Source organism: Actinomadura soli, from assembly GCF_005889715.1.
GTDB classification, from domain to species: Bacteria; Actinomycetota; Actinomycetes; order Streptosporangiales; family Streptosporangiaceae; genus Spirillospora; species Spirillospora soli.
Genome location: NZ_VCKW01000024.1, coordinates 16,576 through 35,335, shown reverse-complemented (window position 1 = coordinate 35,335; position 18,760 = coordinate 16,576). Strand labels below are relative to the sequence as shown.

Below are 18,760 nucleotides of genomic sequence, written 5' to 3'. Positions count from 1 at the left end.
CGCTGAGCGGAACATATCCGACTTATTCGCCCTCTCCGACCCGTGCCGCCGCCGGATCGAGGACGCGGGACAGGAACGTCCGCGTCCGCTCGTGGGACGGGTCGTCGATCACCCGCGCGGGCGGGCCCTCCTCGACGACCGCGCCGGCGTCCATGAACACGACCCGGTCGGCGACCTCGCGCGCGAAGCTCATCTCGTGGGTGACGACGAGCATGGTCATCCCCTGCTCGGCCAGCCCGCGCATGACGCCGAGGACGTCGCCGACCAGCTCCGGGTCCAGCGCGGACGTCGGCTCGTCGAACAGCATCACCTCGGGACCCATCGCCAGCGCCCGGGCGATCGCGACGCGCTGCTGCTGCCCGCCCGACAGCTGCGCCGGATAGGAGCCGATCTTGTCGGCGAGCCCGACCCGCTCCAGGTTCTCCCGCGCGATCCGCCCGGCCTCCGCCTTGTCGCGCTTCAGCACCTTCCGCTGCGCGATCATGACGTTGCCGAGGGCCGTCAGGTGCGGGAACAGGTTGAACGACTGGAAGACCATGCCGATCCGGCGGCGGACGGCGTCGATGTCGGCGTCGGGGTCGGTGACGTCCACGCCGACGACGTTGACGCTCCCGGACGTCGGCTCCTCCAGCAGGTTGACGCAGCGCAGCAGCGTCGACTTGCCCGACCCGGACGGGCCGATCACGCAGACGACCTCGCCCGGCCCGACGCGGAAGTCGATGCCGCGCAGCACCTCGTTCGTCCCGAACGACTTGCGCAGCCCGCTGATCTCGATCGCGCCGCGCCCGTCCGGCTCCCCAGGCCTCTTGTCCAAGCTGGTCATCGGGCCTCCCGCTGCCGGGCCTCCAGCCGCCGGGCCAGCAGGCTCAGCGGGATCGTGATGAGCAGATAGCAGATGCCGGCCACGATGATCGGGGTGGTGTTGCCGACCTGCCCCGCCAGGTCGCGGCCGAACTTGGTGAGCTCGCGCTCCTCCAGCGTGATGCCGAGGAACAGCACGAGCGAGGAGTCCTTGCAGAGCAGCACCAGCTGGTTGGTCAGCGGCGGGATGATGATCCGGAACGCCTGCGGGATGATGATCGACCACATCGCCCGGGGGTAGGACATGCCGAGCGACCGCGCCGCCTCCATCTGCCCCTTCGGCACGGCGACGATCCCGGCGCGGATCGTCTCGGCCATGTACGCGGCGGCGGCGAGGCCGAGGGAGAGACCCGCCTGGCCCACCGCGCCGCCGGGGATGTTCGTGCCGGGGAACGCCAGCGGCACCCCCACTCCCACGAAGATGAAGATCAGCAGCAGCGGCAGGCCGCGGAAGATCTCGATGTAGGCGGTGGCGAACGCCCGGTACGGCGGGACGGACGACAGCCGCATCAGCGCGATGAGGAGCCCGCCGCCGAGGCCGAGCCCGAACCCGACCGCGGTGTAGACGGCCGTGTTGCGGAGCCCGACCGTGATGACCTCGGGGAACAGGCCCTTGGCGACGTCCCAGTTGGCGAAGTTGCGCTGGAGCGTGCTCCAGTCGGCCAGGACGATCACCAGCACGACGACGACGATGAACAGGCCGTACTGCCCGCCGAGCGAGAGCTGCCGGCGGCGGCGCCGGGACAGCCCGCCCGGCGCCGCCGTCTTCATCTGCTCGGCCGTCACGACCCGCTGCCGCCCGCCGCCGGGGGCATGGGGCCGATCCACTTCTCATAGATCCGCTTGTAGGCGCCGTCCGACTTCGCCTGCGCGATCACCTCGTTGGTCATCTTGACCAGCTCGGGGTTGTGGCCCTTGCGCATCCACATGCCGTACTGCTCGCCCGTGTTCAGGTTCGCGACGACCTCGTACGCGGAGTTGGCCGGGTCCTTCAGCCAGCCCCGCACGACCGGGTCGTCCTGGACGATCACGTCCACCTGGCCGGTGCGCAGCCCGTCCAGCTCGGCGGTGGAGTTGTCGAACGAGCGCGGGTCGAGGCCCTTGCCGCGGACGAAGTCCTCGCCCGTGGTGCCCGCCTGGGAGCCGAGCTTGAGCTTCTTGGACTTGACGTCGTCCAGCGACGTGATCCCGCTGCCCTTCTTCGCCATCAGCGACTGGGTCGCGTCGAAGTAGGGGGAGGACACGTCCATGAACTTCACGCGGTCGGGCTTGATGGTCATCCCGCCCATCTGGATGTCGCACTTGCCGGCGTTCAGGGCCGAGCCCGTCTTCATCGTCTCGAACGGGGTGTCGACGATCTTCTGGGTGACGCCGAGCTTCTTGGCGACGAGGTCGATGATGTCCACGTCGAAGCCGACGACCTTGCCCGTCTTCTTGTCCTCGAACTGGAACGGCGGATAGGGCAGGTGCGTGCAGGACGTCAGCGCGCCCTTCTCGATGAGCTTCACGCCCTGCACGGTGGCGCCCTCGTCGCCGCCGCATGCCGTCGCCGTCAGCGTCAGGGCGGCCGCCAGCCCGGCGCCCAGTGCCCAACGCTTGGTTCGTCTGGACACGTTTCCTCCTGTGGGAGCGATTGGGAGCGTTTTGCGCGATCGTCGAACTATCCCACGCCGTGCGGCGGGTCCGCCCATGACCGTCCCCGCATATCCGTTTCCCGAAAATTGACGTGGCGATCATGCCCGTCCGGCGGAGTGATCATTAGCGTGGGCGGGGTCGTGGACATCTCTCTTCTTCTCTCGATGACCGACCGGGTGACCGCACTGGCGGCCCCGTCGGCGATGCATCCTGAGTCGTGGCGGCTGGGCGCGCAGGTGGAGACCTGGGCGCGCGGCCGCGGGCTGGTGCTCGGAGATCCGGACACCTCGCCGCTCGGCCGGGCCCGCTGCGAGCGGCTCGCCGCCCGCGTGTTCCCGACCGCCGACCTCGCCGCGGTCGAGCTGTTCGCCCGCTGGCTGACCTGGACCCTCGCGCTGGACGACACGCTGGACCAGCCGCCGCTCGCCGACAGCGGCAGCGCCGTCCACGCGATGTACGACGACCTGCTGCGCGCGATGCGGCGCGGCCACGCCCGGCCGGGCGCCCGGCCGCTGGAGGCGGCGCTGGTGGAGCTGTGGCAGGCCACCGCCGCCGGCATGAGCCGCGAATGGCGCCGCCGCTTCATGCTGCAGCTGGAGGCGCACCGGGACGGCTGCGCGGAGGAGTCCGTCAACCGCCGGATCAGGCACGTCCCGACCGAGGCGCAGTACGCGCCGCTGCGCCGCCGCGCGTGTGGACCGTTCCTGTACGACCTGGTCGAGCCCGTCCTCGGCGTCGAGCTGCCCGCGCGGCTGCTGCGGACGCCGCGGTGGAAGACGCTCGCGCACAGCGTCGCCGACGTCGTGGCCTGGTCGAACGATGTGGCGTCGCACGAGCTGGAGTCGGCGCGCGGCGACGTCCACGGCCTGCCCGCCGTGCTCGCCCGCGCGCACGGCCTGGACCCGGCGCTGTCCCCCGGCCGGATCGCCGGCATGGTCGCCAAGAAGATCGCCGACCGGATCGAGGACGCCTGGCGGGCGGCCCGCAGCCTCCCCGAGATGCTCGACCGGCTGGAGCTCACCGTGGCGCAGCGCGCCGCCGCCGCGCGGGTCGTCAAGGTCCTGCTGGACACCCCGCGCGCCCATGTCGACTGGCTGGCCGAATCCGGTCGCTACATCGAATTCCGCTCTTCCCCGGGCCCCGGAGTGCCTCCGCCACCGGGCCACGCGATGCGATCGCTGCATCGCTCCGTCTCGCCCTGACGGCCCGCTGAAGCGCGGCTCGCCGACGCGCGGTCAGCCTTGGGCGAGGGCGTCGCCGGCCGAGGTGCGGACGTACAGGACGCGGCGGCCCAGGCGGTGCCCGGTCACGAGGCCGCAGGCGCGCAGGACGCCGAGGTGCTGGCTGACCGCCCCGGCCGTCACGTCCATCCGCCGCGCCAGCTCCGTCGTCGACGCGGGCGTCGCGAGGGCGGTGAGCAGCTCGGCGCGGCGGCGGCCGATGAGCGCGGCGAGCGCGTCCTTCCGGTCCCCGGCCGGGGGCCCCGTCTCCCAGAGGGTCGCGACGCCGTTCGGCGGGTAGCTGAGCATGGCCTGGTACGGCGGCACCATCACCGAGACGTCCGGCCACACGAAGGCGCTCGGGATGAGCATGAGCCCGCGTCCGGCCAGCTCGCCGCTGAACGTCCAGTGCCGGTCGACGCGGAGGGTGCCGGACCGCCAGGAGACCGCCTCGTGCAGGTCGCCGAACACGCCGGCGGCGCCCTCGACGGCGAGCGCGGCGGTCCGGCGCAGTACGTCGCCCTCGAGGAGGTCGCGGACCCGCGGCCAGAACGGTTCCATGGCGGCGGCCCAGTACCGTCCGAGCAGGTCGGCGAGCGTTTCCAGGGTGCGTTCCGGGTCGGCGGCCATCGCGTGGCGGGCGGGCGTCGGACGGCTGCCGCGCGCCGTCCAGCGCAGCTCGGCGGCGACGACCTCGGGCGGCGTGGCCCGGACGGTCTCCAGCTCGGCGGCCAGGTCGGGCAGCGGGGTGGCCGGCGGCGGGGTGAGGAAGTCGGGAATGTACCCCGCGGCCGCCACGACCTCGCGGAGCGGGCCGAGGTCGAGCCCGCGCAGCCTGGGCCGGACGGCGTGCGCCCACGGCAGGTGCAGCGCGTGGCCGGACGGGTCGGCGAGCACCCGCAGGCTGCGCACCATCTCCCACAGCGGCGAGAACGCGAACCTGACCCGTGCCACGTCGTCCGGCGTGAACACGAACTCGATCATTTAGTCCAGGCTAAAGGATTACCGGGCGGGGCGCGGAGCCGTCACCATCGTGAAAGTGACGACACTGGAAGACACTCCTGTCGACCCCTCGTCGGGCAGGCTCGCGGCCTTCTTCCGCCCCCGGGTCGGCGGTCTCCCCCGCGCCTTCTGGGCGCTCTGGACTGGAACGCTCCTCAACCGGCTCGGCACCATGGTCCAGCCCTTCCTCGGCCTTTACCTGACGACCGTCCGCGGCCTGTCGCTCGGGGAGGCCGGCCTGGTGATGGCGACCCTCGGCGCGGGCTCGCTCTGCGGGACGCTCGCGGGCGGCGCGCTCGCCGACCGGATCGGACGTCGCGCCACGCTCACCATCGCGACCGTCGGCAGCGGCGTCAGCATGCTGGCGCTCGGCTACGCCCACGGGATCGTCGCGATCGTCGCGGCGGCGCTGCTGGTCGGCATGCTGCTGGACATGCACCGGCCCGCCGCGCAGGCGATGATCGCCGACATCATCTCCCCGCAGGACCGGCCGCGCGCGTTCGGGCTGCTGTTCTGGGCGATCAACCTGGGCTGGGCGGTCGCGATGGTGGTCGGCGGGCTGCTCGCCCAGCAGGGCTTCCTGTGGCTGTTCTGGATCGACGCGCTCACCTGCGCCGGATTCGGGCTGCTGGTGTGGCGGGCGATCCCGGAGACCCGCGCCCGCGACCACGGCGGTCCGGGCGTGTTCAAGGGGTTCGGCGAGGTGCTGCGCGACCGGGTGATGGTCGGCTACGTGCTGATCAGCGTCGCGTACATCTTCGTCCTCATGCAGGCCATGACCACGATGCCGCTGGCGATGAAGGAGGACGGCCTCGGCCCGCGCGACTACGGAATCGCGATCGCCGCCAACGGGGTGGTGATCATCACCGTCCAGCCGCTGGTCAACGCGTGGCTCGCGCGGCGGGACCACAGCCTGGTGATGGCGGCGGGCTGCGTCCTGGTCGGGATCGGGTTCGGGCTCACGGCGCCCGCGTCGTCGCTCGCCGCCTACACGGCGGCGATCCTGGTGTGGACGCTCGGGGAGATCACCGCGGCGACCGTCCTGCAGGCCGTCGTCGCCGACCTCGCCCCGGCCCACCTGCGCGGGCGCTACAACGGCCTGTATGCGATGGCGTGGTCCGGGGGCTTCCTCCTGGCGCCGCTCGGCGGGACGCAGTTGCTCGCCCTCGGCGGTGGCTCCGCACTGTGGCTGACCTGCATGGGCCTCGCGTTCGCCGCCGCGGCCGCGCTGCTCGCGCTCGCCCCCGCGATCCGGCGCCGCCACGACGGTGTGCTGAAGGCCACCTTTTCGTCAGAGTGACGAAACTGATCCGGGCGACTTATCCTTGGTGGGTGGCACAGCTCAGGATCGCGCTCGCGCAGGTGAACTCGACCGTCGGCGACCTCGACGGCAACGCCGGCACAGTCGTGGAATGGACCAGGCGCGCCGCCGGCGCGGGCGCGCACCTGGTCGCCTTCCCCGAGATGATGCTGACCGGCTACCCGGTGGAGGACCTCGCGCTCCGCGCGTCCTTCGTCGAGGCGTCCCAGACGGCCCTCGAACACCTCGCCCGGCGGCTCGCCGACGAGGGCCTCGGCGACCTGCCCGTCGTCGTCGGCTACCTCGACCGGCGGACGGTCGGGCTCGTCCGTCCCGGGCAGCCCGCCGGCGCGCCGCTGGACGCCGCCGCGTGGCTGCACGGCGGCGAGGTGCTGGTCCGCTCGGCCAAGCACCACCTCCCGAACTACGGCGTGTTCGACGAGTACCGGATCTTCGTGCGCGGCGACCGGCTGCCGGTCGTCCGCGTCCACGGCGTCGACGTCGCCACCGCCATCTGCGAGGACCTCTGGCAGGACGGCGGCCCGGTCAGCGCCGCGGCCGCCGCGGGCGCCGGGCTGCTCCTGTCCATCAACGCCTCCCCGTACGAGCGCGACAAGGACGACACCCGCCTCGACCTGTGCGCCCGGCGCGCGCGCGAGGCCGGCTGTGCTCTCGCCTACGTCAACCTGGTCGGCGGCCAGGACGAGCTGGTCTTCGACGGCGACTCCGTCATCGTCGGCGCGGACGGCGCGCTCCTCGCCCGCGCCCCCCAGTTCACCGAGCACCTCCTCGTCGCCGACCTCGCGCTGCCCGCCTACCCGGTCGAGCCGCAGACCGTCGCCGAGCCGCTGGACGACCTCGCCGAGGTGTACGCGGCGCTCGTCCTCGGCACGCGCGACTACGTCCGCAAGAACGGGTTCCGCTCCGTCGTCCTCGGCCTGTCGGGCGGCATCGACTCGGCGCTCGTCGCCACCATCGCCTCGGACGCGATCGGGCCGGAGAACGTCCACGCCATCCTGCTCCCGAGCCGCTACTCCTCCGAGGGCTCGGTCCTGGACGCCGAGGACCTCGTCAAACGGCAGGGCGTCAACGCCCGCACGGTCCCCATCGCGCCCATGGTGGAGGCGTTCGAGGCGCAGCTCGACCTGCACGGGCTCGCCGCGGAGAACCTCCAGGCCCGCATCCGCGCGAACGTCTGGATGGGCCTGTCGAACGAGCACGGCCACCTCGTCCTGACCGGCGGCAACAAGAGCGAGCTGGCCACGGGCTACTCCACCCTCTACGGCGACTCCGCGGGCGGCTTCGGCCCCATCAAGGACGTCTTCAAGCTCACCGTCTGGGAGCTGGCCCGCTGGCGCAACACCCAGACCGGCAGGAGCACGCCGTTCCTGCACCCCTTCGCGGAGGAGCCCATCCCCGAGGCGATCCTCGTCAAGGAGCCGTCGGCCGAGCTGCGCCCGGGCCAGCGCGACGTCGACAGCCTGCCCGAGTACGCCGCCCTCGACCCCGTCCTCACCGACTACGTGGAACGCGACATGGGCCGCGACGCCCTGATCGCCGCCGGCCACGACGCCGCCCTGGTCGACCGCGTCATCCGCCTGGTCGACCTGGCCGAGTACAAGCGCCGCCAGTACCCGCCCGGCCCCAAGATCACCCCAAAGAACTTCGGCCGCGACCGCCGCCTCCCCATCACCAGCCGCTGGCGCGAGAGGTAGGCAGGCAACCCCGGCAGGTTGAACCTCAGCCACCGCTTACGGGCAGGCACGCGGAGCGAGCCCTGCGGGCGCAGCGGGCATGCCCGGCGCGCCGCGTCCCCGCAGCGGCGGGAGCGCCAGCGACCAGAGCGAGGAGACCCGTGCCGCGCAGCCGGGGGTCTGGGGGTCGCCCCCCAGATGAACAGGGCTTACTCGCGGTGGTGGTTTTCGCCGGGCCAGGTTTCGCCGGGCCAGCCGGGGACCTGTTCGGACGCGTCCGGGTCGACGCCGGGGACGATCTGCTCGCACCAGACGACCTTGCCGGCGGCGGTGCGGCGGGTGCCCCAGCGGTGCGCGAGCTGGCTGACGACGAGGAGCCCGCGGCCGTTCTCGTCGTCGTCCTCGGCGCGGCGCAGGCGGGGCAGCGCGGCGGACCGGTCCAGCACCTCGCAGACGAGGGTGCGTTCCAGGAGGAGGCGCAACTCGATCGGGCCCGGCGCGTAGCGGAGCGCGTTGGTGATCAGCTCGGACGCCAGCAGCTCGGTGGTGTAGTCGAGCTCCTCAAGGCCCCAGTCCTCCAGGCGGCTTGAGACCAGGCCGCGGGCGCGGCGGACGGCGGCGGGGTCGGCGGGCAGCGTCCAGGAGGCGTAGCGGTCTTCGGGGAGGCGGCGGAGCCGGGCGATGAGGACGGCGATGTCGTCGCGGTGCTGGTCGGCGTACACACCGGCGAGGGTGGCCTTCGCGAGGTCCTCCATCGAGTGGCCGACGGAGTCGGGCCCGAACACGGTCTGGAGGCGGGCGAGGCCGTCGTCGATGTCGCGGCCCCGGTTCTCGACGAGGCCGTCGGTGTAGATGACGAAGAGGCTGCCGTCCTCGACGGTGAACTCGCGGCTCTCGATCGCGGAGCCGCCCGCGACGCCGAGCGGCGGCGCGGGCGGGACCTGCAGGTACTCGTTGTCGCCGTTCGGCCCGGCGAGCAGCGGCGGCAGGTGCCCGGCGGACGCGATCTCGATCGTGCCGGTGGTCGCGTCGTACACCGCGTACACGCAGGTGGCGAAGTGCGGTTCCTGCTCGCCAAGCTCGATCATCAGCTCGTGCATGACGTGCAGGGCGTCGGCGGGCGGGAGTTCCAGGTTCGCGAGGGTGTGGAGGGCCGTGCGGAGGCGTCCCATGGTGACGGCGGCGCGGACGCCGTGCCCGGCGACGTCGCCGACGATCAGGGCGACGCGGGCGCCGGGCAGCGCGATGGACTCGTACCAGTCGCCGCCGACCTCGACGAGCTTGCTGCCGGGCAGGTAGCGGTGCCTGACCTCGACCGACGACGGCGCGGACAGCCGGTTCGGCAGGAGGCTGCGCTGCAGCGCGAGGGCGGTGGCGCGCTCGCGGCTGAACAGCCGCGCGTTGTCGATCACGATCGCGGCGCGGGTGGCGAACTCCATGCCGATCTCGACGTCGTAGGCGTCGAAGTTGCGGAACCCGGGGACGCGGGTGCAGGCGATGAACCCGAGCAGCGTGTCCCGGGCGATCATCGGCAGCAGCACCATCGACACGCCGGACAGCAGCTCCCCGGCCGGGCCGCGCTTCCACAGCCGGCCGATCTCGGACGCGGAGTCCACGTCGATGTGCGGCAGGTGGACGGGACGCGCCGTGTCCATGACCTGCCGGTACGGGGTGCCCTCGGGGAACACCAGCACCTCGCCGACGGGGAACGTCGACGTCCAGGCCGGGTTCCCGTCGTCGGAGGTGACGGCGATGCGGCGCAGCACGGCCGACCCGGACTCGGCGTGCACCTCGTCGGCGGCGACCAGGCTCTCCAGCACCAGCACCGACGCGGCGTTGCAGTAGTGCGGGACGACGACGTCGACGAGCCCGCGGGCGGACTGGTCGAGGTCGAGGGACGCGCCGAACCGGGTGAGCTGGTCGTCCATCAGCGCCCGCCGCATGAGCGCCGGGTCCTGGTAGCGCTCGCTCGGCGGCAGCGCGACCCGGACGAACAGCAGCGTCGCGGGCGCGGCGGAGTCGCCGCCGACCAGGGGCTGCGCGGTCATCACGGCCTCGGTGGACGTGCCGTCGCCGCGCAGCACGGTGATCACGCCGTTGCGCTCCTGCCCGGCGTCGTTGGCCTCCAGCAGTGCCTCGAGCTCGGCCTTGCCCACGTCCCCCACGAGTTCGATGGCCGGATGGCCGATCAGCTCCTCGGGGGCACGGCCGAGGACGGCCCTTGCGTTCGGGCCGCATTGCACGATCCGCCGGGAACCGTCGATGCCCAGGACCAGCGTCCGGGACGCGGAATCGGTGGCGGGCGCATCGCCTCGCGGCGCCATGACGGATCTCACCTGACGCGCTCCCAGACAGCCGGTCGTATCAGCACTATCCAGCGACAGTATGGGGCATGACACCGTTTCAAGGGGAGAAGATCACGCTTACCACGTGGAAATCCCTTAGGGATATGCCCCCCTCGGCCACATTCCGGGCGCTCCGGCGTCCGTTCGAGGCGTCACGCGCCCTCTGAAAGGCGTCGCGCGCCCCTCCGCGCCGGTGCCGTACGGCCTTCCGGCGGGGGCCTCCGGGAATGGCGGGGGCTACCAGAATCGTTTTCGAAGTGGCACGATCGGTTCCGTCTGGGTACGCCACCGTGGCGCCTCAAGACCGGAGGTTCTCGCATGTCTTCTTCTGTCGCACCCCCAGCACAGCCGACCGCACTCTACGGCGGTACGAGCGGGCGAAGGGTGACCGTACGCGACATCGCCGCCGCCAAGGAGCGGCACGAGAAGTGGCCGATGCTCACCGCCTACGACGCGCTCACCGCGCGGATCTTCGACGAGGCCGGTATCCCCGTCCTGCTCGTCGGCGACTCCGCCGCGATGGTCGTGTACGGCTACGACTCGACGATCCCCGTCACCGTGGACGATCTGATCCCGCTCACCGCGGCCGTCGTCCGCGGCTCCAAGCGCGCGATGGTCGTCGCCGACCTGCCGTTCGGCTCGTACCAGACGGGCGTGCCCGAGGCGCTCGCCGCCGCGACGCGGTTCCTCAAGGAGACCGGCGCGCACGCGGTGAAGCTGGAGGGCGGGCGCCGGATCCTCCCGCAGGTCGAGGCGATGGTCGCCGCGGGCATCCCGGTGATGGGCCACCTCGGCCTCACCCCGCAGTCGGTGAACGCCTTCGGCGGCTACCGGGTGCAGGGCCGCGGGCAGGACGGCGACGAGCTCATGACGGACGCGAAGGCGCTGCAGGCCGCCGGCGCGTTCTCCGTCGTGCTCGAATGCGTGCCCGAGGACCTCGCGGCGCGGGTCACGTCGTCGCTGTCCATCCCGACGATCGGGATCGGCGGCGGCAACCAGACCGACGCGCAGGTCCTCGTCTGGCAGGACATGGCCGGGCTCACCCCGCACACGGCGAAGTTCGTCAAGAAGTTCGCCGACATGAACACGCTGCTCGGCGAGGCCGCCCGCACCTACGCCGACGAGGTCGTGAGCGGCGTCTACCCGGCGCCGGAGCACACCTACCGCTGACCGCCCGCCGCCCCGGCCCCTACTGGTCGGGGTTGGCGCGGGCCAGATCCGCCCGGGCGGCCTCGCCGTCGCCGCCCTCGCGGGTCTGGCCGTCGCGGGGCGGCGGGACGCGGCGCGCGTCCGGGTCGTCCGCCATGATCTCGGCGCGGAGGGTCTCGACCGCCGACCGCAGCACGTCGGGTCCGGCGACGTTCATGAGCAGCAGGCCGAGGTTGAGGGCCATCTGGCCGTCGGTCATCTCGCTGCCGGCGAGGGCGTCCACGGCGGTCCGCAGGTCGGCCTGGTCTTCGGCGGACACGTTCTGCAGCAGCCCGAGGCAGTAGGTCGGCAGCGCGAGCCTCGACTTGGCGAACGACACGCCCCGCATGATCTCGCCCGCCTCGTGGGCGCGGGTCTTGGCCTGCATCCGGTCGACGCCGCGGTCGGCGGCGGCGAGCAGCGCGGTCAGCAGGGTGCTCGGCCCGACCGCGACGTCCTCGTCCCCGACCCGGACGGTGAAGATCGCGCTGCGGAACACCATCATCGAGCCGAAGCTCGCGACCAGCACCTGCGTGGCGGCGACGACGTCCGGGGCATGCACGCCGAACCGCCAGTCGAACGTGTGCAGGGCCAGCAGCGAGCCCGCGCCCGCGGTGCCGTTGATCAGCACGTACGCCCAGGTGCTCGGCACCCGGACCAGCGTGGTGGGCCGGTCCCGGTACCGGCTGACGAGCTCGGCGATGCCGACGAGGCAGCTCAGCGAGACGGCGACGACGTATCCGATCATCCGACCGTCCTCCGGCCCCCACCCACCGCCATCCAACGGACGAGCTCCGCTCGACGGTCCCCGTTCACTCCTCGGTCAGCCTGACGATCTCGTCGATCTCGCGTTCCACGGAGACCAGGCCGCGGGCGCGCAGCGCGTCGACGGCGTTCGCGACCTCCAGCAGCCCGAGCCTCGTCGCGTGGTGGATCTGCTCCAGCGACATCGGGCCCTGCGCGGCCCTCAGCTGCGCCAGCACGCGCCTGCGCACGTCCTCCGCGCCCGGCCGCTCGCCGGGCGCTCCAGGCGCGGCGGGCGGTGCGGCGGACGTGCGGCCGTACTCGCCGGTGTCCCGCCGTGCGGCCCCGTCCCGCCCGGACGGGGCCAGGAACGCGCTCCACGGGTCCGCCGACCGGTTCTCTCTCATGTCCACCCCGCCTGTCGCCAGCCCGATCATATGCCAGTAATCGGACGCGCCAGGGCCGTGGACCGCTCCCTGAAACGTCAGGAATCTGACTCCTCGCGGCCATCGCCGGACGGACGGAGGCGGGGCAGGGACCGTGCCACGATCAGCCGGTCGCCGGGCCTGATCGGCGAGCAGTCCGGGTCGTCGAACGCGAGCGTGCGGTCGTCCCGCACCACCGCCAGCACCGGCTCCCCGACCTCGCCGATCGCGCGTCCGGCCTCGTCCGGGCGGGCCGCCCGCTCGGCCAGGTCGAGGCCGCTGCCGTGCTCGACCAGGTCCGCGAGGACGTCGCCGACGTGCGGGCGGCTGGTGGACACGCCGAGCAGCCGGCCCGCCGCCTCCGACGAGGTCACGACCCGGTCGGCGCCGCTCTGCCGCAGCAGCGACGCGTTCTCCGACTCGCGGACCGCCGCCTGGATCCGGGCGGACGGGTTCAGCTCCCGCGCGGTCAGGGTGATCAGCACCGCGGTGTCGTCCCGGCTCGCCGCCACCACGATCTCCTTGGCCAGCGGCACCGCCGCCCGCCGCTGCACCACGTTGCGGGTCGCGTCGCCGACGATGCCGGCGATCCCGGCGTTGGCCGCCTCTTCGACGGCCTTCGGGTCGGGGTCGACGACGACGATGGCGTCGCTGGCGACGCCGGTGCGGAGCAGCGTCTCGATGGCGCTGCGGCCCTTCGTGCCGTAGCCGGCCACCACGATGTGGTCGCGCACGCGATTCCTCCAGCGGGCCTGGCGCCACTCCTCGCGGGTGCGCTGGGCGAGCACCTCGAGGGTCGTGCCCACGAGGACGATGATGAACAGCACCCGGACGGGTGTGACGAAGACGATGTTGACCAGCCGGGCGGTGGCGGTGACCGGCGTGATGTCGCCGTACCCGGTGGTGGTGATGGTCACGGTGGCGTAGTAGAACGCGTCCAGCAGGGAGAGGGGCCCGCCCGCGGTGTCGCGGTAGCCGTCGCGGTCGGCGTACACGACGGCCACCACGGCGAGGAGCAGCACGACCGCGAAGACGACCCGCTGGGCGACCGCGCGCAGCGGGCTGCGGCTGACCGAGGGCAGCAGGAGGCGCGGCGGCCGCACCGCCGCCACCGCCCGCGGGTCGCTCTTCATCGGGCGGACGTCAGACGTCGGTGACGCGGAGGCCGGCGTGGGCCTTGTAGCGGCGGTTGATCGAGATGAGGTTCGCGGTGAGCGCCTCGATCTGGTGGGCGTTGTGCAGCCGGCCGCCGTAGACGCCGCGCATGCCGGGGATGCGCCCGGCGAGCGCCTGGACGAGGTCGGTGGCCTCCCGGTCGTCGCCTAGGACGAGGACGTCCAGCTCCATCCCGTCCACGTCCGGGTCGAGCAGCAGCTTGGCGGAGACGTGGTGGAACGCCGCGATGACCCGGCTGCCGGGCAGGACGGCGGCGGCCTGCTCGGCGGCGCTGCCCTCCTCGACGGGCAGCGCGAACGCACCCTTTCCCTTCTCGAAACCGAGCGGGTTCACGCAGTCGACGACGATCTTCCCGGCGAGTTCGGCGCGCAGCGACTCCAGCGTGGCCTTGTGCCCCTCCCACGGCACCGCGACGATCACGACGTCGGACCCTCCGGCGGCCGCCGGGTTCTCCGCACCGGACACCGGCAGGCCCCCGTCCTGCCCGCCGGTGAGGTCGTCGGCGGCGGCCTGGGCGCGCTCCGCCTTGCGCGACCCGATCGTCACCCGGTGACCGGCGAGCGCGAACCGCCGCGCGAGCCCCTTGCCCTGGTCTCCGGTGCCGCCGAGGATGCCGATCGACAGGCCGCTCACGTCCGGGAGGTCGTAGGGCGCCTTGCGCTGCTGCTCAGTCATGCCGCCGAGTCTGCCAGGCGGGCTCCGGGGCGGCGCGCTCCGGGCTCCCCCGCATCGCCGAAACCGCCTGCCCGGCTCGTCGCGTGCGGCACCATGGTTCCCGTGGACGCCGAGCAGATCGTGATGTTGCGCGAGGTCCTGTCGACGACGGGCTGGCTGGAGCGGACCGAGGAGTTCGGCCGCGCGCTGCGGGTCACGTCCCGGACGCCGGGCGGGCTGCTGCTCGTCGGCACCCCCGCCGGTGATCCGTGGCATCTGGCCGCGCATCTGGACGACGAGAGCCGCCTCGCGGACGTCCCCGGCCTCGCGCCGACGCTGGTGCGCTGGAAGCCCCCGGCGGACGCGCCCGCGCACCTGCGGGTCGGGCTGGAGCGGCTGGAGGCGGCGCGGCGCGGCGAGACGCTGTTCGTCGTCGCCGAGGAGGACGCGCCCGTCCCGCTGCTGGAGCGGGTGGACGACGCGCGCCGCGTCGGGGCGACCGTCCTCGCGCTGGACGGCGGCGACAAGGACCTGCGGGGCCTCGCCCACGAGGCGCTGACCGTCCCGCCGGACGAGGCGCTCATCTCGTTCGACGGCGCGCAGCATCTGGTCAGCGCGGCCGCCGGGCAGGAGCCGGCGCGCGGCCCGCGCGGGATCCGGCACCGCATCGCCAAGCTGCTCGACGCGGTGTCCGGGCCCGTCGTCGACTAGGCGCGTCAGTCCGGCCCGCCTCAGTCCTCGCCGTTCCGCTCGCGCCACGCCTCGTTGCGTTCGCGGGCCAGGGTGAGCGCGCTCGCCGCGGCGCTCTCGGACTCGTAGGGGCCCATCCGGTCCTTGCCGGGGCAACCGGGCCCGTGCTCGACCTTCATGTGCTTCAGGCAGAACCACCAGTCACCGTCGTCACCGGCCATCGGCGCTCCTTTCGATCTTGCTCGCACGGGATTCGTTGCCCGATCCCGGCTGACTACACTCCCCACTATGACGACCCAGCTACTCCGGCCCGGACACGTTTCCCCCATGCGCAAGGTCCCGGCGAGCATTCCGCGGCCGGAGTACGTGGGGAAGAAACGTCCGAAGACCGGAGAGGCCGACGTCAAGACGCCCGAGATCATCGAGCGGATGCGGGTGGCGGGGAAGATCGCCGCGCAGGCGCTGGAGGAGGTCGGCAAGCACGTCCGGCCGGGCGTCACGACCGACGAGCTCGACGTCATCGGCCACGAGTTCCTCCTCGACCACGGCGCCTACCCGTCCACGCTCGGGTACCGCGGCTTCCCGAAGTCGCTGTGCACCTCGATCAACGAGGTGATCTGCCACGGCATCCCGGACGACACCGTCCTGCGCGACGGCGACATCGTCAACGTCGACATCACCGCGTTCATCGGCGGCGTGCACGGCGACACCGACGCGACGTTCCTGTGCGGCGACGTCGACGAGGAGTCGCGGCTGCTCGTGGAGCGCACCCACGAGGCGGCGATGCGGGGCATCCGCGCGGTGAAGCCGGGCCGCGCGCTGAACGTGATCGGACGGGTCATCGAGTCGTACGCGAAGCGGTTCGGGTACGGGGTCGTCCGCGACTTCACCGGGCACGGGATCGGCACGACGTTCCATTCGGGGCTGGTCGTCCCGCACTACGACGACCCGAGCGCCACGACGATCATCGAGCCGGGGATGACGTTCACGATCGAGCCGATGCTGACGCTCGGCACCCACGACTACGACATGTGGCAGGACGGCTGGACGGTCGTCACCAAGGACCGCAAGCGGACCGCCCAGTTCGAGCACACGCTGCTGGTGACCGCGGACGGCCACGAAATCCTCACCCTGCCGTGACAGACCTCTTGATCTAGAGTCCGATTCGCCCCACATCCGGCCGGGAGACCCTCTAGAGATGAACGCCCCAGCGCCGTACGAGCCGAGGGTTCCGTCCGACAGCATGCCGCCGGGGCGCGCGGCGCTCAGCGTGACGTGGGCGGCGCTGCCCTTCCTGACCCTCGGCTACGCCACACCGTTCACGTTCGCGGCGGCGGCGCTGTGGCGGCGCAGCGTCCACCTCCTGATCTCCACGGCCGCCTACATCGGCGTGTTCACGGTGATGCTGTTCCTGCTGCCCGACATCGGCAAGGACGACGGCGCCGAACGCACGGTCGGGGTGCTGCTGTTCGTCCTCGCCGTGATCGGCTGCGCGCACGCGTTCATCATCCGCCGCCGCGTGTTCGACCCGCACGGGCTGTCGGCGGTCGACAACGAGGCGGTGGTGGAGCGCGTGAAGCGGCGGCGGCTGCTGCGCGACAAGGCGCGGGACCTGGCCGCGTCCGACCCCGGCCTGGCCAAGGAGCTGCGGATCGGACGTCCCGACCTGCCGCGCCAGTACAACGACGGCGGGCTCGTCGACGTCAACCACGCGCCGGCGGAGGCGCTCACGCTGCTGCCCGGCATCACGCCCGAGCTGGCGGGCAAGATCGAGCGGGTGCGGGCCGAGACGGGCGGGTTCGTGTCCGCCGAGGAACTGTCCGCGGTGGCGGGGCTGCCGCCGTCCCTCACCGGCGACCTCGCCGACTACGCCGTCTTCATCCGCTGATCGCGGGTACGAACCGGGCGTGACCCCGAAGAAGCGGAAGAAGGACGGCGAGGACCGTCAAGGCGGCGATGGCGGCGGCGACCGGCTCGCCGCGTACCGGGGCAAGCGCGATCCAGGCCGGACGCCCGAGCCCGTCCCCGAGGAGAAGGCGCTCCCGCACGGCGACGACGACACCTTCGTCGTCCAGGAGCACCACGCGAGCAGCCTGCACTGGGACCTGCGGCTCGAACGCGACGGCGTGCTCGTCTCGTGGGCCGTGCCGAAGGGCCTGCCGTGGAGCCCGGACACCAACCACCTCGCCGTCCACACCGAGGACCATCCGCTGGAGTACGCGACGTTCGAGGGCGAGATCCCGCGCGGCGAGTACGGCGCCGGCACGATGACCATCTGGGATCGCGGGACGTACGAGACGGAGAAGTGGTCCGAGCGCGAAGTCAAGATCGTGATCCACGGGTCGCGGGTCTCCGGCCGCTACGTGCTGTTCCGCACGCGCGGCAAGAACTGGATGATCCACCGGATGGACCCGCCCGCCGATCCCGGCGCCGAGCCGCTGCCGGACTCGCTGCGGCCGATGCGCCCGGTCGAGAAGGCCCGGCTGCCGCGCGACCAGGAGGCGTGGGGCTTCGAGTTCGCGTGGGGCGGCAGGCGGATGCCCGCCTACGTCGAGGGCGGCCGGACGCGGTTCACCGACGACCGGGGCCGCGCCGTCGACGGGCCCGGCGGGCTGGGCTCCCGGCTCGGCGCCTCGCTGGGCGCCCGGCCCGTGCTGCTGGACGGGGAGCTGGCCGTCCTGGAGGGCCGCGAGATCTACATGATCTACGACCTGCTGCATCTGGACGGGCATCCGCTGCTGGACGTCCCGTACCGGGAGCGCCGGGAGCGGCTCGACGAGCTGGACCTGTCGGGGCCCCGGTGGCAGACGGCGCCCTGGTTCCCCGGCGACGGCGACGCCGTCCGGCTCGCCGCCGCCGACCAGGGGCTGCCGGGCGTCGTCGCCAAGCGCCTGGACTCGTCCTACGAGCCCGGCGAGGACTCCGGCGCCTGGCGCTTCATCCCAGTCACGTCCTAGCTCGCCGGGCGGAACCGGTGCCGCGCATCCCGCATCAAACGGGCGTAGTGCCAGCTTCGGCGCGCCGCCGCTGAAAACGATCAGTAGCGGGCTAGAGTCCCGCTCTGGAACGGCGGCGGGACGTGCTGAGAGGCGGGGGAACGGGCACATGATGGGCAAGACGCACGCCCTCAGCGGGGCGCTGGCATGGCTCGGCGCCGTGCCGGTGATCGCCCAGGAGCGGCTGCTCGGCGACTACGCGGTGTCGCTGTCGGCGGAGCAGGTCGCGGCGGGCGCCGTGGTGTGCGCGGGCGCGGCGATCCTGCCCGACATCGACCATCACAACGGACGCATCGCCAACACGTTCGGGCCGATCACCGAGCACATGTGCAAGTGGATCGGGAAGCTCTCTGGCGGGCACCGGCAGGCGACCCACTCGCTCCTGTTCGCGGTCGCCATGGGCCTGGCGATGGACATCCTCGCGACGCACTACGTCTACGCGTGGTGGGCCTGCCTGTTCATGATCGTCGGGCTGGGGCTGCGCGGCGTCGGGCTGGACTTCGAGGGCAAGGAGCCCCAGTCGGCGCTCGCCGACTGCGCGCTCGCCCTCGCCGCGGTCTGGCTGATGCACAAGATCGACATGAGCTTCGTCGGGTTCGCGGTGGGGCTCGGCTGCTTCGCGCACGTCGTCGGCGACTGCCTGACGCCGCGGGGCTGCCCGGTGTTCTGGCCGCTGCCGTACCGGATCGACGTCCCCGTCATCCCGAGGACGGACGGCAAGGTGGAGCGCTGGGTCGTCATGCCCGTCCTCAGCCTCGGCATCGCCGTCCTCGCCGTCCGCTCGGTGCTCGGCGACACCACCACCCAGTGGCTCACCCGCGGCTGAGCAC

General features: G+C 72.6%; 19 protein-coding genes. 9 read left to right on the top strand and 10 right to left on the bottom strand.

Translation table 11 applies throughout. The annotated features are described in order from the left end of the window. Positions 1-22: 22 nt before the first annotated feature. From ETD83_RS07130 to ETD83_RS07120, 3 genes are read right to left on the bottom strand one after another with little or no spacing between them, the layout of a single operon-like run. Positions 23-823, bottom strand: a complete 801-nt coding sequence (locus ETD83_RS07130; protein WP_138644251.1) for an amino acid ABC transporter ATP-binding protein — start codon at positions 821-823, stop codon at positions 23-25. Next, complete coding sequence (locus ETD83_RS07125) at positions 820-1,689, bottom strand: amino acid ABC transporter permease (protein ID WP_230420743.1); 870 nt, start codon at positions 1,687-1,689, stop codon at positions 820-822. The genes ETD83_RS07130 and ETD83_RS07125 overlap by 4 nt, the downstream gene beginning before the upstream one ends. Further along, a complete protein-coding gene (locus tag ETD83_RS07120; RefSeq protein ID WP_230420742.1) occupies positions 1,644-2,474 on the bottom strand; it encodes a substrate-binding periplasmic protein in 831 nt (276 codons plus the stop codon). Before ETD83_RS07120 ends, ETD83_RS07125 begins: the two co-directional genes overlap by 46 nt. Before the next feature lie 186 nt (positions 2,475-2,660). Here ETD83_RS07120 and ETD83_RS07115 point away from each other — a divergent pair, with 186 nt between their 5' ends. Further along, positions 2,661-3,698 carry a terpene synthase family protein gene (locus tag ETD83_RS07115; protein ID WP_205717530.1) on the top strand — a complete coding sequence of 346 codons (1,038 nt, stop codon included), beginning with the start codon at positions 2,661-2,663 and terminating at the stop codon, positions 3,696-3,698. Between the two features lie 33 nt (positions 3,699-3,731). Here the strand turns inward: ETD83_RS07115 and ETD83_RS07110 are convergent, their stop codons facing one another. After that, on the bottom strand, positions 3,732-4,700 hold the full coding sequence (locus ETD83_RS07110) for an ArsR/SmtB family transcription factor (protein ID WP_138644249.1): 969 nt from the start codon (positions 4,698-4,700) through the stop codon (positions 3,732-3,734). A 55-nt stretch (positions 4,701-4,755) separates the two neighbouring features. On the opposite strand from ETD83_RS07110, the gene ETD83_RS07105 reads away from it, so the two are divergent. Then, positions 4,756-6,018 carry an MDR family MFS transporter gene (locus ETD83_RS07105; RefSeq protein ID WP_230420741.1) on the top strand — a complete coding sequence of 421 codons (1,263 nt, stop codon included), beginning with the start codon at positions 4,756-4,758 and terminating at the stop codon, positions 6,016-6,018. A 32-nt stretch (positions 6,019-6,050) separates the two neighbouring features. Beyond that, positions 6,051-7,733 carry an NAD+ synthase gene (locus ETD83_RS07100; protein WP_138644248.1) on the top strand — a complete coding sequence of 561 codons (1,683 nt, stop codon included), beginning with the start codon at positions 6,051-6,053 and terminating at the stop codon, positions 7,731-7,733. A gap of 188 nt (positions 7,734-7,921) precedes the next feature. Here the strand turns inward: ETD83_RS07100 and ETD83_RS07095 are convergent, their stop codons facing one another. Next, the gene (locus tag ETD83_RS07095) at positions 7,922-10,048 is read right to left on the bottom strand and encodes a SpoIIE family protein phosphatase (protein WP_230420740.1); all 2,127 of its coding nucleotides are present in this window, start codon (positions 10,046-10,048) and stop codon (positions 7,922-7,924) included. A gap of 327 nt (positions 10,049-10,375) precedes the next feature. Here ETD83_RS07095 and panB point away from each other — a divergent pair, with 327 nt between their 5' ends. Further along, positions 10,376-11,227, top strand: a complete 852-nt coding sequence (gene panB / locus ETD83_RS07090; protein ID WP_138644247.1) for a 3-methyl-2-oxobutanoate hydroxymethyltransferase — start codon at positions 10,376-10,378, stop codon at positions 11,225-11,227. 19 nt (positions 11,228-11,246) lie between these two features. On the opposite strand, the gene ETD83_RS07085 is transcribed toward panB, so the two are convergent. The 4 genes from ETD83_RS07085 to npdG all read right to left on the bottom strand — a co-directional run bounded on the left by ETD83_RS07085 (position 11,247) and on the right by npdG (position 14,265). Beyond that, a complete protein-coding gene (locus tag ETD83_RS07085) occupies positions 11,247-11,993 on the bottom strand; it encodes a hypothetical protein (protein WP_230420739.1) in 747 nt (248 codons plus the stop codon). Between the two features lie 64 nt (positions 11,994-12,057). Further along, positions 12,058-12,396, bottom strand: coding sequence for a hypothetical protein (locus tag ETD83_RS07080; protein WP_138644246.1), 339 nt, complete (start codon positions 12,394-12,396; stop codon positions 12,058-12,060). 77 nt (positions 12,397-12,473) lie between these two features. Next, positions 12,474-13,547 carry a potassium channel family protein gene (locus tag ETD83_RS07075; RefSeq protein WP_138644245.1) on the bottom strand — a complete coding sequence of 358 codons (1,074 nt, stop codon included), beginning with the start codon at positions 13,545-13,547 and terminating at the stop codon, positions 12,474-12,476. Between the two features lie 10 nt (positions 13,548-13,557). Next, positions 13,558-14,265, bottom strand: coding sequence for an NADPH-dependent F420 reductase (npdG, locus tag ETD83_RS07070; RefSeq protein ID WP_138644244.1), 708 nt, complete (start codon positions 14,263-14,265; stop codon positions 13,558-13,560). 93 nt (positions 14,266-14,358) lie between these two features. Between npdG and ETD83_RS07065 the strand changes: the two genes are divergently transcribed. Then, a complete protein-coding gene (locus ETD83_RS07065; RefSeq protein ID WP_138644243.1) occupies positions 14,359-14,955 on the top strand; it encodes a hypothetical protein in 597 nt (198 codons plus the stop codon). A 20-nt stretch (positions 14,956-14,975) separates the two neighbouring features. On the opposite strand, the gene ETD83_RS07060 is transcribed toward ETD83_RS07065, so the two are convergent. Beyond that, complete coding sequence (locus ETD83_RS07060; protein WP_138644242.1) at positions 14,976-15,155, bottom strand: hypothetical protein; 180 nt, start codon at positions 15,153-15,155, stop codon at positions 14,976-14,978. A gap of 67 nt (positions 15,156-15,222) precedes the next feature. On the opposite strand from ETD83_RS07060, the gene map reads away from it, so the two are divergent. The 4 genes from map (at position 15,223) to ETD83_RS07040 (ending at position 18,756) form a co-directional block, all read left to right on the top strand. Then, entirely contained in the window at positions 15,223-16,074 is an 852-nt protein-coding gene (map, locus tag ETD83_RS07055) for a type I methionyl aminopeptidase (protein ID WP_138644241.1), read from the top strand. Positions 16,075-16,132: 58 nt separating this feature from the next. Beyond that, on the top strand, positions 16,133-16,822 hold the full coding sequence (locus tag ETD83_RS07050; protein ID WP_138644240.1) for a ComEA family DNA-binding protein: 690 nt from the start codon (positions 16,133-16,135) through the stop codon (positions 16,820-16,822). A gap of 19 nt (positions 16,823-16,841) precedes the next feature. Beyond that, positions 16,842-17,891: a DNA polymerase ligase N-terminal domain-containing protein gene (locus ETD83_RS07045; RefSeq protein ID WP_138644239.1), complete on the top strand. Its 1,050-nt coding sequence runs from the start codon at positions 16,842-16,844 to the stop codon at positions 17,889-17,891. A 148-nt stretch (positions 17,892-18,039) separates the two neighbouring features. Further along, the gene (locus tag ETD83_RS07040) at positions 18,040-18,756 is read left to right on the top strand and encodes a metal-dependent hydrolase (RefSeq protein WP_171064054.1); all 717 of its coding nucleotides are present in this window, start codon (positions 18,040-18,042) and stop codon (positions 18,754-18,756) included. Positions 18,757-18,760: the final 4 nt, after the last annotated feature.